Annotated in this window: 11 protein-coding genes and 1 other RNA gene; all 12 read right to left on the reverse strand. The window is 42.2% G+C overall.

Annotated elements, in window-relative coordinates; genetic code table 11:
- Positions 1-4: 4 nt before the first annotated feature.
- The 12 genes from GRQ40_RS18545 to GRQ40_RS10250 all read right to left on the reverse strand — a co-directional run bounded on the left by GRQ40_RS18545 (position 5) and on the right by GRQ40_RS10250 (position 16,018).
- A complete protein-coding gene (locus tag GRQ40_RS18545; protein WP_236546237.1) occupies positions 5-2,275 on the reverse strand; it encodes an HNH endonuclease signature motif containing protein in 2,271 nt (756 codons plus the stop codon).
- A 219-nt stretch (positions 2,276-2,494) separates the two neighbouring features.
- Positions 2,495-4,003, reverse strand: a complete 1,509-nt coding sequence (locus GRQ40_RS10205; RefSeq protein WP_080862829.1) for a carboxypeptidase M32 — start codon at positions 4,001-4,003, stop codon at positions 2,495-2,497.
- 107 nt (positions 4,004-4,110) lie between these two features.
- Positions 4,111-6,048, reverse strand: coding sequence for an ATP-dependent DNA helicase (locus GRQ40_RS10210; protein ID WP_080862828.1), 1,938 nt, complete (start codon positions 6,046-6,048; stop codon positions 4,111-4,113).
- Positions 6,049-6,143: 95 nt separating this feature from the next.
- A complete protein-coding gene (locus tag GRQ40_RS18325) occupies positions 6,144-6,314 on the reverse strand; it encodes a hypothetical protein (protein ID WP_172798631.1) in 171 nt (56 codons plus the stop codon).
- Between the two features lie 636 nt (positions 6,315-6,950).
- Positions 6,951-8,087 (reverse strand): THUMP domain-containing class I SAM-dependent RNA methyltransferase, encoded by a 1,137-nt coding sequence (locus tag GRQ40_RS10215; protein WP_159719912.1) that lies wholly within the window; start codon positions 8,085-8,087, stop codon positions 6,951-6,953.
- Positions 8,080-9,786 carry a putative bifunctional diguanylate cyclase/phosphodiesterase gene (locus GRQ40_RS10220; RefSeq protein ID WP_236546247.1) on the reverse strand — a complete coding sequence of 569 codons (1,707 nt, stop codon included), beginning with the start codon at positions 9,784-9,786 and terminating at the stop codon, positions 8,080-8,082. Before GRQ40_RS10220 ends, GRQ40_RS10215 begins: the two co-directional genes overlap by 8 nt.
- A 644-nt stretch (positions 9,787-10,430) precedes the next feature.
- Positions 10,431-10,825: RNase P RNA component class B (gene rnpB, locus GRQ40_RS10225), an RNA gene on the reverse strand.
- A gap of 81 nt (positions 10,826-10,906) precedes the next feature.
- Positions 10,907-11,203, reverse strand: a complete 297-nt coding sequence (gpsB, locus tag GRQ40_RS10230; RefSeq protein WP_044742380.1) for a cell division regulator GpsB — start codon at positions 11,201-11,203, stop codon at positions 10,907-10,909.
- Between the two features lie 74 nt (positions 11,204-11,277).
- A complete protein-coding gene (locus tag GRQ40_RS10235) occupies positions 11,278-11,823 on the reverse strand; it encodes an SLOG family protein (protein ID WP_159719914.1) in 546 nt (181 codons plus the stop codon).
- Between the two features lie 68 nt (positions 11,824-11,891).
- Positions 11,892-12,173 carry a spore coat protein gene (locus tag GRQ40_RS10240; RefSeq protein ID WP_159719915.1) on the reverse strand — a complete coding sequence of 94 codons (282 nt, stop codon included), beginning with the start codon at positions 12,171-12,173 and terminating at the stop codon, positions 11,892-11,894.
- Between the two features lie 331 nt (positions 12,174-12,504).
- Complete coding sequence (locus tag GRQ40_RS10245) at positions 12,505-13,746, reverse strand: ribonuclease H-like domain-containing protein (protein ID WP_159719916.1); 1,242 nt, start codon at positions 13,744-13,746, stop codon at positions 12,505-12,507.
- Complete coding sequence (locus GRQ40_RS10250; protein WP_156450526.1) at positions 13,736-16,018, reverse strand: DEAD/DEAH box helicase; 2,283 nt, start codon at positions 16,016-16,018, stop codon at positions 13,736-13,738. The genes GRQ40_RS10245 and GRQ40_RS10250 overlap by 11 nt, the downstream gene beginning before the upstream one ends.
- Positions 16,019-16,313: the final 295 nt, after the last annotated feature.

Raw genomic sequence — 16,313 nt, forward strand, 5'->3', positions numbered from 1 at the left:
AATATTACTTGTAGTTCGTCCACCAAGGATTTACCACCTTTCGATGAAAGGAGCTTAGAAGGGGAATTAAGTTCGAATAATCATTGTTACCACCATATTCTCTCGGTCTAATATGGTGAACTTCGTAAAAACTCTTAATTATAAATCCATAGTTTTCTATATACCAATCTAAATATTTGTCTCTTTGACTAGTACTCCATTTTACTCGCTGCTCTTTAGGTACCCTATCCCATGTTGTTGACGATGGTTTTTTCATTACTTTTCTCATTCTTGGGTCACGATAATAAGGATATATTACTCCCTTTTTATTCAGTAGAAACTTTTCACTCATTTTTACTTTTTGAGAAGTATATCCTCCTTTGTAATGAGCAGTAATGTGAGTTTTGCCAATCCAGAATTTAGTCGATGTTATTCTTTTCTCAACACAAACGTCTTGGAGTAATTTTACATTATACTTTGTAGTTGACGCAGCTACATCAAATGGGCCGTTCACATCATTTGAGCTTAAAAACGAAGCTTTAACTGTAAAATAATTCGGCCTTAAATTACCCCCTGCTTGTACCACTGTACTACAATGCACAATTGTAGCATTAGTAGTCCCTGCATTCTTTACATAAGTAACTTCTTTAGTGAGAAAATAACCAAGTTGTGGTAGATAAGAAGCAGTATGGACAGTATCCCTCTGTTCTTTTGCTACTGACTGCGAAATATATTCTTCAGTAGAGTAAGTCTCGCCAGTATTGCTATCAACAAGTACTAAATTAGTATCAACATTCACAATTGTTTCCGGTAGAAACATATCCTCCGGATAATCATAAAAGACTTCCTCGATTTCTTCACTTGTATCATCTGGTTCACTACTAGTGAAAGATAAATTATTTGTTGCAACACTATTCGATTGAACTGATTCTGTTATACTAGATTCACTGTATATAATTTTTTCATTTTCAATTTGATAGGTTAAATTGTTAATTTCCCCTTTCACTACCTCTTCTTCAATATCGACGTTTGAAAGCTCATTATATATTTCAGTAGTTTCAGGGAAATCCCTCAATTCTTTAATTTGATCACTAGTCTCTGAGATGTTTTCTTTTAAGTCCTTTAATACCTTCTCACTATCTGTAGTTATGTCAATATCTTCATACTCTTCCTCGATCCATCCTTCCTCGTCTACAGGTGTATTATCAATCATAGCTTCCTTTTCAGTAACCGGACTAATTGATGAAACAAAGGCCTCAGAAACAACTGTTTCCCCATATTGATCATATGCACTAATCCTAAAATAATAATTATTGCTATTCGCATATTTGACATCGGCATTAGTATAAAGCGTAGAAGGATTAATATCTAATTCCGTACCCGATCCATCTAAACATAATTTGTACCTACCATTAGCTATGTCTTCATCCCTAGGCCAAATTCCTTTTTCAGCAGTAGTCCAAGTATTTACATTTCCAACATCAATGCTCTCATATTCTTTTCCATTGAATATCCAAACCTTATAACCTGTTGCACCTTCCAATCTCCCCCAAGATAACTCAACTGTCCCTTTTTTATCGTCATATCCAAAAGCGACACCTAATGGTGCAGCAGGTTTAGGCAAAGGTGATATTCTCGGCATATACGCCTCCGAAAAGACCGTTTCCCCTTGTGAATTATAGGCACTGACCCGAATCCAGTAGTTCGTTGAATTCTCATATCGCGTTCCTGCGTTGGCGTAGGTCCAAGAAGGATCCACAGGCAGTTCGGCCCCGCGGCTATCATTTAAATGCAGCTGATAGCGACCAGCGTCCACCTCTGCCGGAGTCGGCCAATATTTTTTCCCTTTGGTGGTCCACGACGTCACATTTCCGACGTTGAGCGATTCATAGGAGGCTCCATTAAAAATCCAAATTTTATATCCCGTCGCGCCACTCACCGGGTTCCATTGAACATCTATATAGCCGGTTCCATCTCCATTGGTATAGCTTTTTCCTGTCGGAGCGGATGGCTTCGCTAAATTCGGAATGGCGGGCATATAGGCCTCTGATACCGCGCTTTCCCCTTGAGGGAAGATCGCGCTGACACGGAACCAATAGTTCTTACTATTCGGATAGCTTCCTCCTGAATGGCGATAGACAGGAGACGGATCCACAGCTAATTCCCTTATATACCTTATTGTCATCACTGAACTATATTTTTTATTTCTTTCAATAACTGTGTCTAATTCTAACCATAAATTGCAATCTCTTTTCCCATGCAGCCTGTTAGTCCCAGCAATTCCCGATGGAAGCACGGCTCATTTTGATATCCTCATTTAGCTGTTTGGCTATTAAATACTTGAATGCTACTGCTGTCCGACACAGAAACAACCACGTTCTTTGCTCTGCCTCCTCTTGTGCTTTACTTCGTCTCTCTCATTCTGAATAAATCAACGGCTTCAGCCTGCGGTGATGGTATAAAAAGCCACCTTTTCTCCGCCTATCCAAGCGGGCAAAAGGTGGTTCCAATAGGTTTATAGCTGATAAATCGCTCGATATTTATCTTCTAGGTATTGAATTAAATAATCCACATTTAGCTCTTCACCTGTCGCTTCTTGCAAAATGTCAAGCGGCTTTTTCGTTTTTCCGAAGCAATGGACTTTTTCTGTCAGCCAGCTGCGGATCGGGAGCATGTCTCCCTTTTCCAGCAAATCGTCAAAATGAGGCAGATCCTTCAGCATCGCATGCTTGAATTGGGCGGCATACATATAGCCAAGCGCATAAGAAGGAAAGTAGCCAAAGCTGCCTCCTGACCAATGCACATCCTGCAATATGCCAGACGCATCGGAATCCGGTCGAATGCCTAGATATTCCTCGTATTTATCGTTCCAAAGCTCTGGCAAGTCGTCCACAGCAACGCTTCCATTGAACAGTTCTTTCTCGATTTCATAGCGAATCATAATATGTAAAGAATAGGTGAGCTCATCCGCTTCAATGCGAATAAGAGATGGCTTCGCTTCATTCACCGCCCGATAAAACTCATCTAATGTGATGCTGGCAAATTGCTCTGGCGCGTATTTCTGGAGAAGCGGATAATGGCGCTTCCAATATGAATAATGACGGCCGATGAAATTTTCGTAAAACAGCGACTGCGACTCATGAATTCCCATTGACGTTCCTGTACATAGGGGCGTACCGACCAGCTCTTTAGCAATATTTTGCTCATATATCGCATGGCCGCACTCATGAATCGTACCAAATAGAGCCGTGCGAAAATCGTGCTCATCGTATCGAGTGGTAATCCGGACATCTCCTGGATTTAACCCAATCGCAAACGGATGAACCGTCTCGTCTAAACGGCCGGCGGAAAAATCGTAGCCAAGCTCGCGCAACAATTCGAGGCTAAAAGCGCGCTGTTTCTCCTTCGGAAATTTCTGAAATAAAAATGAGGTATCGGGTTTATGCTCGGCAGCGGCCACTGCTTGAACAAGCGGAACCATACGCTCTCGCAGTTTGGCAAATACTTGGTCGAGCAGTTCAACCGTTATGCCCGGTTCATACAAATCAAGCAACGTATTGTACGGATGTCCTTGATAGCCCCAATATTCGATAAATTTTTGATTAAACTCCACTAATCTTTCTAAATAAGGACGAAACATCGCAAAATCGGATTTTTCTTTCGCTTCTTCCCAAACGCTTTCCGCTTTCGACTGCAACACAACATATTCCTTATATTCCTCAACCGGAATTTTTTTATTTCGTTCATATTCTTTTCTGCATTCCGCTAAGGCACATTGCACCACTGCAGATAGCTCCGTTTGCACATGGCTTGGTGAAAGCTTGGCGATATAAGCGGCCATTTCCTCTGATATCGACATTTTAAACATTTCTTGAGATAGAATGCCGACTACTTCTGCACGCTGCTCTAAGCCTTTTTTCGGAGCGCCAGTCCGCATGTCCCAATACATTAGTTGGATCGCTTCATTGTAGCTCATCATTTTTTTTATATAGCGCAAAAATTGCTGCTCCATTTCCTTCAGCATCTTTATCCCCCTTTCTTGGTTCGCCCAAATTATTATAATTCCCTCTTCATCTTCCTTTTCCTCTTTCTTTATGAAAATAACCATGCCACGAAAAAAAAGGGAAGAAATTATTCTTCCCTTACATTCGTCGGCAGCACTCTTTTAACTGCTTCAATTACTTTCTCGCTTTCCTCATTCGTTACAAAAATGGACACGATTCCTTGATCCTCATGTGTGCGGATCAGTCGCCCTATTCCTTGGCGCAACCGCAATAACATATACGGAACATCGACTTCCCAAAATGGATTTTCGTATGCCTTCCGTTTCGCTTGAAACACAGGGTCGTTTGGCGGATATGGAAGCGACCAGATGATGACGTTTGCCAACGACGGTCCCGGAATATCTAATCCTTCCCATAAATGTTCAGAGCATAAAATCGTTTCTTCTTGTCTTTGGAAAGTCGCTACAAGCTCACTTATTTCTTGGTCTCCTTCAAATAAAAAGGAAAGCCCGTCCTCATGTACGGCCTTTTTCTTAAATCTTTGCAGCTCTTGCCGTGAAGGGAACAAAAGTAAAGCCCGTCCATTTGTTTCGCGAATTTTTTGCAGCGCATAGCGATATTTTTGTTCAAATAACGTTTCATCATTTGCAAAAAACGGCATATAAATCGTCATCTGCTCATCGTAATTAAACGGTGATTCCACGCTAAAAGATAAATAATCCTTAATTCCTAAGCTCATAGCGATATACTCAAACGATTGGTGATTCGACAGCGTAGCAGATGAGAAGATAAAAGGAATATTTTTGCTAAACACTTTCTCCTGCAATACTTCCTGCACCGTCCGCGGCATGATGACTAGTGTTTTTCCTTCGTTCAGTACTTCCAGCCACGTAATCGCATCACGATTATGGATCAATAAGTGAAGTGAATGGCTAATCTGATCTAAATATTCATCAACAATATTTAATTGATAGTGATCGATGGTAAATGTTTCACTTTCAAAAACAAGTTCATTGCCGATCTTCTCAATCGCTGCAAGCAGTTGTTTGCCTCGTTTCATCAACTGGTCAGAGAAAGAAATTTCTTGGCGATTCGAACCTGCAATTTCTACCGCGCAAGCCGTCAGCTCAGCAAAAAAGCGAGCATTCAGTTGCAGTGCTTCTTCAATAAGATAAGCGAGCTCCTCACGAATGTCGTTTTCTAATAAGCGAGTCAATAGTGTTTCTAATGTTGTTTCCTTCATTCGATATGTTAAGGCCTTTTGAGCGGCAAATTCCAATAAATGCCCTTCGTCAAAGACCACACAGCACGCCTCAGGCAAAAGCGGAAGCTGTCCCTCCCGTTTGCGTGCCTCATATGTCCATACGTGCTCCATATAAAAATCGTGTGAACAAACAATTAAATCAGCTGCTTTCCGATAATGCTCACGCGACAATGTTTGTCCACAGCGATGCCGCTTATCACAGGCAAAGCAATCTTGAAATGAATCCCAGGCAATTTTTCGCCATTGCTCGTCGCTTAAATGTGCATATTCTTTGCGGTCTCCGTAATGATAGAACGACTGCAGCGCTTTGTAATCATGTACAAAATCAGGAAGATCATCAAAAATTTGCTCGTAAAGCTCGACATCATCTTCCGTCATTAACACTCGATCAAGCTTATTTAAACATAAATACTGATCTTGTGATTTAGCAAGACGCACATCAATATGCAAGTCGAGCACATGGGAAATTTTGGCGATATCCCCCTCTTTTTTCACTAACTGCTCAATGAGCGTTTCATCGGCACAAGCAATGATCGCTGGTTTCCCGGTATAACGCGCATAACAGATCGCATAAAGCAAATAAACGATCGTTTTTCCTGTTCCCACCCCTGCTTCAGCAAACATCACTTTCTTTTCTTTAAACGCTCTTTCCAGCTGAAACGCCATATAAACTTGCTCATCGCGCAATTCAAAGCCAGCGTCCGGCAAAATATCATAAAATACATCGCCGATCCATTCATTTAATTTATCAAAAAAGTTCTCGTTTTTTTCTAACGAAAAAGGATAGCGCTCGCGGCTCATCCTTCGACCCCCTCCAACATAATAAGAGTAACAATCAATTATTATCCCTTATCTGTCGGAGGATGTCAATGTAAGAGTCGGAACACTGGCCGCCATTACGCACGAAACACATCAGACATTGCATATGTAAATGCTTGTTTCCATTCGTGTTTGGCTATTTCAATGCTTTCAAGCCCTGTTGTTTCCTCCTGATGCTTCTCTAACAGAGCATAGGTTTTGTCGAGCGCTTGAGAAATTTTTAACAAATCCTTACATAATAAAGCCATTTCATTCTCTCCTTCATCCATTTTGTTATTTCTGCAAGACTCGCATCAAAGCAGATATAAACGTTTATTTCAAGCGAATAAACGCGCAATCAAGAGTCTTGTCTTCCTTTATCTCCAAAATATCCAGAAATATGCAAGCCGTTGAACCAGCCATTTCCTTGCGAATGGAAGAATGATGCATTTTTGTGCACAATAGGTGCCGATATTATTTATATGCCCAAAAGAAACAAATCATGCTATATTTCTTTACCTATTCGTCATGATGTTTCAACAAAAAGGAGAAAGGAAGTATTTGTTTTTATCGTTATATCACTAGTGTTGATGATTCATTAATAAAAACAGAGTAATATGGCTTAACGTCCGCTTTTCTGTTTGCTGACTTCAGCAAAAAAATGAGGGATTCAGGGCTGCTCATTGGATCGTCCATACGCCTAATCTTATATATAAATTTTTACTTTGCAGCGAATCGATTCAGTAAATATCTGATTTCTCGAAAAACCCTTCATCACATAAAACATCAATAATCGACAAAAAACAACCGCACCTCGTTTAAAATAAAAGAGATGCGGTGCAACAATAAAAATGGAATATTGGTTGTTCGTCTGCGAGGTAAAAACTTTTCACTTGCTCCTTCACTCATCGCTCTTTTGGAGGACGTGGCCCCCAATATTGATAATATTGTGTTTCAATAAAGCCATTGAAAAGCTTGCGGCGCTTGGTTGCCGGTTTCCCATAATATGTTTCAAATTGTTTGTGCGCAGTTAACATATAGATGGACCATGTATCAAGCTTAGCGAAGGTTTGTCCCATTTCTTTATACATTTCCTCTACCTGCTTCCGCTCGCCAAGCCGCTCGCCGTATGGCGGATTGCCGAGGATCACTCCGTATAGTTTGTTAGTTGTAAAATCCTTTACTTGCATCTGCTTAAATGCAATGATATCGCCTAATCCCGCTTCTAGCGCGTTATCTTTGGCTACTTGAACCATGCGGTGATCAATATCGAATCCGGAAATATCAAGCGGCTGATCATATTTCGCCAAATCCTCTGCCTCTTCACGCGCCCGCTCCCAATGGCGCTCGCCAATCCAGTCCCATTGTTCCGACACAAAGTCGCGATTAAACCCAGGAGCAATGTTTTGCCCGATCAGTGCCGCTTCAATGGGAATGGTTCCCGATCCGCAAAAAGGATCGACGAATGGACGATCTGGTGTCCAATTTGTTAATTGAATGAGCGCGGCCGCCAATGTTTCCTTTAATGGCGCTTCCCCTTGAGCAACGCGATAGCCGCGTTTGTGAAGACCGGCTCCGCTTGTATCAATCGTTAAGGTAGCGATATCTTTATGCAGCGCCACTTCAATGCGATAGAGCGGTCCCGTCTCTTCAAACCACGATACCCGATAATGCTGCTTTAAACTTTCAACAACGGCTTTTTTTACAATAGCTTGACAATCAGAAACGCTGAACAATTGGGACTTCACTGATTTTCCGATGACCGGGAACTCCGCATGAACAGGGATATAATCTGCCCACGGGAGCGCTTTCGTTTGCTCAAACAATTCTTCAAAGGTTGTTGCTCGAAATTCACCCATTTTTAATTTGATTCGATCCGCTGTTCGCAGCCATAAATTGGAGCGGCAAATAGCCAATTCATCGGCAGCAAATGTAATTTTGCCGTTCTCAACCGTGCATTCATAGCCAAGGCGCCGCACTTCTTCTGCTACAATTGATTCAAGTCCCATGGCTGCAGTCGCAATAATCGTCAGTTTATCCATCTGTATTCCCTCCTATAATCGCTGTCCATTCCTTTAAAAATTCTTGCAGTTCCGCGAACGGCAGAGGCTTCGATATATAATACCCTTGTGCGTAATCACATCCTTGCTGCCGCAAAAACTTAAACTGCTTTTCCGTTTCTACTCCCTCGGCAATAATCGAAAGCCGTAAATTTTGCCCCATTTTAATAATCGCTGTAACAATGGATGCGTCATCATAGGAAGACGACAAGCTTTTAATAAAGCTTTGATCAATTTTTAAAATATCGATAGGAAAACGGCGCAAATAGCTTAGAGAAGAAAAACCGGTGCCAAAATCATCGACCGCAATTTTCAGACCGAGCTGCTTCAGCTTCACTAGCTGTTCAATGGATTTTTCCGCACGAGGCATAATCGTACTTTCTGTCAGCTCTAATTCTAAAAACCTTGGATTTACGTTCGACTGTTCGATCATTTGTTCAAGCTTTTTCACAAAATCGGCTTGCTGAAAATGAATAGCTGAAATATTAACGGACATTTTTAAATGCGGATAGGTTAAACTTAGCCTTTTTAAATCTTCACAGGCTTGCAAAAGCACCCACTCGCTAATGGGGATGATCATCCCCGATTCTTCGGCAATCGGAATAAACTGGCCTGGAGATACAAAGCCGATATCCGGACGCTTCCATCTGAGCAAGGCCTCCACACCATAAATTTGTTTTGTTTCAATGTGAATTTGCGGCTGATAATGCAATTCAAATTCTTTGTGTATGACTGCTTTTCGGAGCAGATTTTCAAGAAAAAAGCCTTGCTGGTCCTGATCATGTGATTCACTATGATACACTTCAAAATGATTTCGGCCGCTTACTTTTGCCTGATACATCGCCCGGTCTGCATTGCGAATCAATGTTTCGATGTCCTCCCCGTCGTGCGGGTAAAAGCTGATTCCGATGCTCACTGAAATATAAGCTTCATGGCCATTTAAGCGAAAAGCAGCCTTCAAGGCTTCATGGATGGCTTCTGCTATTTGAATCGCTTCTCTAATATGCCTCAAGTTAGGGAGAACTATAATAAACTCGTCTCCGCCGATTCTGGCGATCGTATCCTTTCTTTGCAAAATCCCTTTCAATCTCTGGGCCACCTTTTTCAGCAGCAAATCTCCCGCCAGATGGCCCAGCGTATCATTGACGTACTTAAATCGGTCCAAGTCTAAAAACAAAACAGCAAATTGCTGATTATATTTCCTAGACGTTTGAATTAAGCTTTCGATCCGTTTCGTTAATAAATAACGATTGGGCACACCTGTCAAAATATCATAATGTGCCATCTTTTTTAGCTGCTCAATATTTTTTTTCCGCTCCGTAATATCGGAGAAAATCGCAACATAATTTGTAATCGCTCCTTCGCTGTCTTTAATGGAATGGATTTTCAGCCACTCAACAAATAGCTCTCCGTTCTTTCGTTTATTCCAAATTTCCCCTTCCCAAAAACCGCGATGAATAATCTCATTCCACATGCTTTCATAAAATTCTTTGTTGTGTACCCCTGATTGCAAAATGTTTGGGTTTTCTCCAATCACTTCTTCTGCGACGTATCCTGTGACCATTTCAAAAGCCGGATTGACAAATACAATCTTTCCTTTTTCATCGGTGATAATAAGCCCCTCATGAATATGGTTAATGACGTTTTGGGCAATTTTAGAGAGTATATTTTGTTTTAGCATGACCAACATCCCCCTTTATAGTCAGTAAAAGAACGTCTTGTCTGGTCATTCACAACACTCTTCGCTTCACTTACCACATAAGCTCAGGAGCGCTTCTAGGAGAACGGGTGCGTAACAAAGGCAAGTCGATGACTTGCCTTTGACTTATGCGCAGATTGGCATGAAAAAACATACATCGCCACGATATGAATGATTGCAGGTAGAAAAGGGTGATCTCTCTGTACTCTCATATGCGTGAACGAAACAAAAGAAAAAGACCGACTGCATATGATTTTCTCTAGCTTCAACCGCTTTAATTTCATTGTATCATTTTAGAATGATGGAATATGTGTTTGAACGTTCAAAAATGATAAATATTTTATGTACTTGTGCCATGAGAACCTGTTGTCCTTATACTGTATAAATACATGGAAAAGATGGCTCGATTTAGCCGAAGAGATATTTTATGTATGCACCGTAAAAAACAAAGCAATGATCGGCTCTAAAATCCCAAAGCTTTTTGGCAGCCTTCCCACCCTAGGAGCATCAAAAGCATTCGAGAGAAAAAAGGATCTTTAACGATACACAGCACCGTTCGACAGAAGCAAGAAAAGCCCTCCTATATGCAGGAGAGCTTTTGCCACCATGTTTAGCCATTAATAATGCTCTGTAAGCCATGTTTTGTTCCTTCGTACTGCAAGCGGCTTTTCGCCTCGTACTCCGGCGGTAATCATCTATCTACAGATGGAACATGCCATCTGTCCTTCCCTCCGTTCATTTCCTTCGGGAAGATGCCCCTACCATCATTTGGGTTTCTCGCTCGAGGGGTTTACCGCGTTCCACCTCTAAGGTTTCCCTTAGAGCTACGTCACTGTGGCACTTTCAGGGTAATTGAGCCATATCAGAACTTGACTTAGGCTCTTTCCCCGCCGTCAGCCCAGCCGAAGCCAGACTGCCCTAGCTTATGGATTCGCTAGGCACGAACACTACGGGCATCTCAGCACCGTGCGAGCATGGACTTTCCTCTACGGCAAAACTGCCGCAGCGATTACCCGAACATTATCAATGGCGCAATATCTGCATAATGTAGTATAGTCCATTTTTTCCTTCACTTCAATGGAAATTTTGTGTTTTATGTAGCCTACTCATATAATTTGTTGCCAAATACGTGCTTTTCTAAATTTGACAACCGCTGTAAAATATCAAAATTGGTCGTGCCAACAGGAGTAGCTGGCCGTTTTTGCAGTTGCTCTATTTGATGCTTTAAACGTAGGTTTTCTTGCTGAAGCTCCTCAATTTCTTGATGAAACGCTTCATAATCCTTAATAATCGCATCTAAAAACTGATCTACCTCATCTTGATTATAGCCCCGCATGCTTACTTTAAATTCTTTTTCTAGAATATCCTTCGCTGTCAGTTTCACGCGACCTGCTAACATAAAAATTCGCCCCCTTAATTCCACATTCCGCTTTTCTTTTCTTTATTTTTTCAGAAAGTCGATCGATTGTCAATTTACCATTGATTCATTTGTTCTTCTTCTATGATAGCCTGTAAATCAGAAAATGAAATAAAAAAAATAGGATAGTTTTTTCTTCTTTTGGCGACGTTTAGTAAAAACTTTGGCGTTCCTTCTTGCTCTTCGTCATAAACAAGCAGCAGCCCCTCACTTTTAGCAACAATAAATTCGTTTTTTAAGCGAAATTGCATAGGACTTTCGTAAGGGCGTTTAGTTACACAGTCAAAAAAGTCCGCTTGTGAGACAATCGATTCGTAATACTCGCGGTTTTCTCCCTTCCATCGTTCTTCTTGATTTAAAAATGGAGCAATGACGGCTAAACGCAGATGCGGATAGGATTCCTGCAATTCATATACCGCTTCTGCTGCCCATAATTCGACGCCAAGCTGTCCGCTAATCATGACCCATTCCAGACCTTCATCCGCCAGCTCCGTTAGACGCTTTTTAATCGCTTTTTTGATATAAGCAACAGCTGGGTGATGATGGGAAAAAATATGAAGCTCATGCGGCTTGTATCCGCTTAATGCAAGGACCTTGAGCACTTTTTTCTCCCTCCTTTTCGGAGAAATAAAACAGGAACTGAATTTTTCAGTTCCTGTTTCTTTGCGGCTTAGAAACCCCAAGGCATCGGTCCTGCTGGGCCTGGTCCTACTGGTCCTGGTCCAAGTGGCATTGGCGCAGGGCCTCCACCGCAAAAGAATTGTTGATTTGCCGTCTCATTTACCGCCGACTCCGTGTGCGGGAAATAGTGTTGATGCTGGTAAAGATGATGATTGACATGCGTCGTATGAGACGGGTGAATATGTGGTACGATGGTTGCTTGGAAGTGATGCTGTACACAACATTTTGGCGGATGAACAATTGGCGCCGTTACATTTGGTCTGCAATGCATAAATACATCTCTCCTTTTGATTTATCATAAGCTGTTTTACAATACTAGCCTATGATGAAAGGAGCGGACACGTACTAGTATAGATACCCATTTTCTCCGTTATATCATGTTAAATTGGTAAATACAACGACCGTTAAGCCAACCACGACAAAAAATAAATACAAAATTTTTTTATACATCCTTTTCAAGGCTCGTCTCCCCATTACTACTTGTTTTTTCGCACTATTCACAACACATAATTGTACACCCTTTGCGATTTTTCTACAATATTCGCAATAAAAAATAAATTTTCTGTATGTTCTGTCGTTTTTTGCGCTTTCCGGGGAAATCATCATTTCCTGATTTTCCGTTCAAGCCTCTTCAATCGCTTGAGCAACTCGTCGGAGGGCTCGCTGAAGCGATGGGTACGAGCGATCTTTTTCCACATGTGATAAGCTGTTTGCGCATATTCATAAGCCTCTTCTGGCTTTTTATAAACATGTTCATATAGTTTGGCCAGCTCCACTGCAGCTTTGATGCTCCGCGGATCAAAATCAGCCTGCAACAGCTCTCTCCAAAGTTTGACGGCCTTTTCATACTGCTTTTCTTTTTTATAAATAAGCGAAAGCTGCCATTTCGCTCTTGCGGATTCCTTCCCTTCCTTTTCGGCTACTTGCTCATATATTTTTCTCGCTTCCCCAGCTTCGCCAACAGAATCAAACCATCGGCCCATCTCTAACTTTTCTGTCACATGTTCGATATCGTACGCTTGCAAAATTTGCTTCGATAAATGAATGTATAGAACAATAAGAGACAGCACATCCATTTCGTTATGCTTCAGCACCCCGGTCATTCCGTCTGGTTGCTTTGATGAGAGAAATTCAAAATACATCATAGGTGCTAAAAACCCGGGAATATCCTCTGTTCGCTCCACCCCAAGAATTTCTTTCTCTACATGGGCTAGCTTGACAGATTCCAACCGATGCTTCCATATTCTTCGTGAAGCATGGTATAAATCGAAATGCCCAAATGCCGGCAATTTCGGTACGGTGTCACGGAGGAGGGTATGACGCGTCTTTAACACCGGCCAATCAAAGGCTTTTCCGTTATAGGTCACAAGCGTTGTATAGTCTACCTCTGATAAAAAGCTTTGATAAAGGGCTACTTCCGCCCCCGGATGCGGCAAAAAATGCTGACGCACCACAATGCGATCAGCATATACACGTGCATGTCCAAGCAAAAAAATTGTATTTCCTGTTCCGCTTCCAAGTCCTGTCGTTTCCGTATCAAAAAAAAATAAATCGCTTATATCATGGCCTTTGCTAGAAAGCGGATGAGAGAATAAAGCCTGCTGCCATTTTTCATGGATCTCATGCAATTCGCCAAGCCGATAGATTCCATGCTGTTGATCGAGTGAATAAGTGACTTCGCGAATCAAGCAATACTCTCCATCGAAAAAAAACGGCTCAGCATTCATGGTACGCCATTGTGCCAAATAAGGCACGTCCGTCTCTGTTTCATCATCTCTGCAAGCTGGCGAAGCCGCGGCGATACTCGTTCCTTTTAATTTTGCCAGCTTTTCTTTAATCGACATGCTCCTCCTCCTTTTCTTCGTTAAGGATGGCCAAAAGCTTAAGCGCATCGCGTTTCGCTCGTTCGGATGATATATGAGTCCCAATGCAGGACGGGCAACCAGATTCACATGGACAGCGCTCAATCATTTGTTTGGCTTCCCTAAGCACCTGCTCCATCTCATGATACAACGCATCACTCAGTCCAATTCCTCCCGGATACCGATCATAAACGAAAATGGTCGGTTGTTCATTATGGAGCGATTTTACTTGCGGTACGACATGCAAGTCAGTGCGGTCGCACATCAAAAACAAAGAAGCCACATACTGGAGGACATGGGTGATTCCAAGCAACCCTTGCTCCATGCGTTCATCGTTCCAATGCGGCAACGCTTCTCGTTTGATGCTGATCCATGCGGCGTTCGTGTGCAGCTCCGCCTCCGGCAAATAAATCGGTCCTGAGCCGATATTCTCGTGTGTTTCTAGTTTGATTTTTTTAAAAATTGTCGCTTTCGCGAGCACCATCACATCGCCAAATCCGATAATTGATAAGTCCGCTTCCCTCTTCCGATCCTCCTCGAGCACTTTCAATTCGACTGCTACATTCGCATCAGTAAAATAGTCGACATCCACTTCGCGAACATACGCTTTTTTCTCTTCCCAATCCAGCTTCTCCACCTGATACTGAACCCCTTGATGCAAATAGATCGCTTCCTCATGAAGCAATGTCATCGCACTAAAGCGGTCCATTTCTCCGATTACCCGATGGTCTCCTCTATTTGACACATCGATAATGACCACATTTTCCTGAGAGGCGGAACGCAAACTGATGCCATGAGCTGGAAACGAGTCACTCATCCAATGCCATTTATTTCCTCGTTGATAAAGCACTCGCTCGTCTGCCAAATATTCAAGAATTTCCTCGATCTCGACACCAGCAAATGTTTCCCCTTGGCGAAAAGGCAATTCAAAAGCCGCACATTTCACGTGATCGACGAGAATCACAAGATTGTTCGGATTTAAGCGTGCGCTTTCCGGACTCCTCTCCAATACATATGCAGGATGTTGAATAATATACTGATCGAGCGGGCTGGAGCTGGCCACCATGACTACCATTGCTTCCTCTTGACGTCGACCAGCCCGCCCCGCCTGCTGCCAAGTGCTTGCAATCGTACCAGGATATCCTGTTAGCACGCATGCCTGCAGCTGGCCGATGTCCACTCCTAACTCAAGCGCATTCGTACTGACTACTCCATAAATTTCTCCGTTTCGCAACCCTCGTTCAATCTCTCTGCGCTCGTTCGGCAAATAGCCTCCCCGATAAGCACGAATAGCTTTGCTCCCCAATTCGTGCTTGATGAGCTGTTGCAAATAAGTAAGCAAAATTTCGACACGAACACGACTTTTTGCAAATACGATGGTTTGAATGCGATGCTTTAACAGTTCGCTCGCGATCGCTTTCGCTTCCAATGTAGCACTTCTGCGAATGTTTAATGCTCGGTTGACAACCGGAGGATTATAAAAGACAAAATGCTTTCTTCCCGACGGCGCTCCATTTTGATCAATGAGCTCCATCGCTTCCCCTGTTAGCACTTCTGCATGCTCTTTTGGGTTCGCAATCGTGGCCGATGTGCAAATAAAACGCGGATGACTTCCATAAAATTCACAAATTCGTTTTAAACGACGGATGACGTTGGCAACATGGCTGCCAAATACTCCCCGATATGTGTGAAGCTCGTCAATCACAACAAATTGCAAATTCTCAAACAATGACACCCATTTCGTATGATGCGGCAAAATTCCTGAATGCAACATATCGGGATTTGTTATGACAATATGGCCCGCTTTTCTCACCCTTTGCCGAATGGTTGGCGATGTATCTCCATCATACGTATCACAATAAATCGTTGTTTCCATTTCCCCAATAAGCTCATTTAAGGCGCTTTTTTGATCTTGAGCCAGCGCCTTCGTCGGGAATAAATAAAGCGCTCTTGCTTCCTTTTGCTGCAATATCTTCTGCAGCACAGGCAAGTTATAACACAATGTTTTTCCTGACGCCGTCGGTGTAACAGCCACGATATTTCGTCCGGCTTCTACCGCTTCATATGCTTTTTTTTGATGGATATATAACGATGAAATGCCTCGTTTCTCTAAAGCATGCCGCAAAGCAGGATGAAGCGATTCAGGAAACGGTGTGCTTTGTGCTTCTTTTTCCGGAATGGTATGCCAATAGGCAACGCATTCATTCTCTTTCCAGTCTTCAATGACTTGTTGCAACGTTTTGCGCTGGTTCAGCATGTTTCTCACCTACCTATTTCTATTTTAGAGAATAGAGGTTCGTTTTCAATAAAAAAAGCACGAAAATGTCGTGCGTTTATTTTAGCAGCTATTTTATTCACTTTCATCCATGCAAACGGTTTGCTTTGAAACAGTTTTGTAGCGAGCAAAATACCAAACAATCCAAAGGAAGGAAGAGCGGCTTCCTCTTTATCTCTCCTGCCATTCACCGATCTCATCCATAACCAAACGAGAGTTTGTTGTGCATATAGAAATTAGAAAATGGAATGTATCTATTTTGATGATGCGTCGC

This window comes from Anoxybacillus sp. PDR2 (assembly GCF_009834045.1).
GTDB lineage: Bacteria > Bacillota > Bacilli > Bacillales > Anoxybacillaceae > Anoxybacteroides > Anoxybacteroides rupiense.

Bases quoted from the DNA above. Each gene is read 5' to 3' on its own strand.
- GRQ40_RS10240 (WP_159719915.1), bottom strand. From the start codon at position 12,173: ATGCATTGCAGACCAAATGTAACGGCGCCAATTGTTCATCCGCCAAAA.
- GRQ40_RS10215 (WP_159719912.1), bottom strand. From the start codon at position 8,087: ATGGATAAACTGACGATTATTGCGACTGCAGCCATGGGACTTGAATCA.
- GRQ40_RS10210 (WP_080862828.1), bottom strand. From the start codon at position 6,048: ATGAGCCGCGAGCGCTATCCTTTTTCGTTAGAAAAAAACGAGAACTTT.
- GRQ40_RS10245 (WP_159719916.1), bottom strand. From the start codon at position 13,746: ATGTCGATTAAAGAAAAGCTGGCAAAATTAAAAGGAACGAGTATCGCC.
- GRQ40_RS18325 (WP_172798631.1), bottom strand. From the start codon at position 6,314: ATGGCTTTATTATGTAAGGATTTGTTAAAAATTTCTCAAGCGCTCGAC.
- GRQ40_RS10220 (WP_236546247.1), bottom strand. From the start codon at position 9,786: ATGCTAAAACAAAATATACTCTCTAAAATTGCCCAAAACGTCATTAAC.
- gpsB (WP_044742380.1), bottom strand. From the start codon at position 11,203: ATGTTAGCAGGTCGCGTGAAACTGACAGCGAAGGATATTCTAGAAAAA.
- GRQ40_RS10205 (WP_080862829.1), bottom strand. From the start codon at position 4,003: ATGCTGAAGGAAATGGAGCAGCAATTTTTGCGCTATATAAAAAAAATG.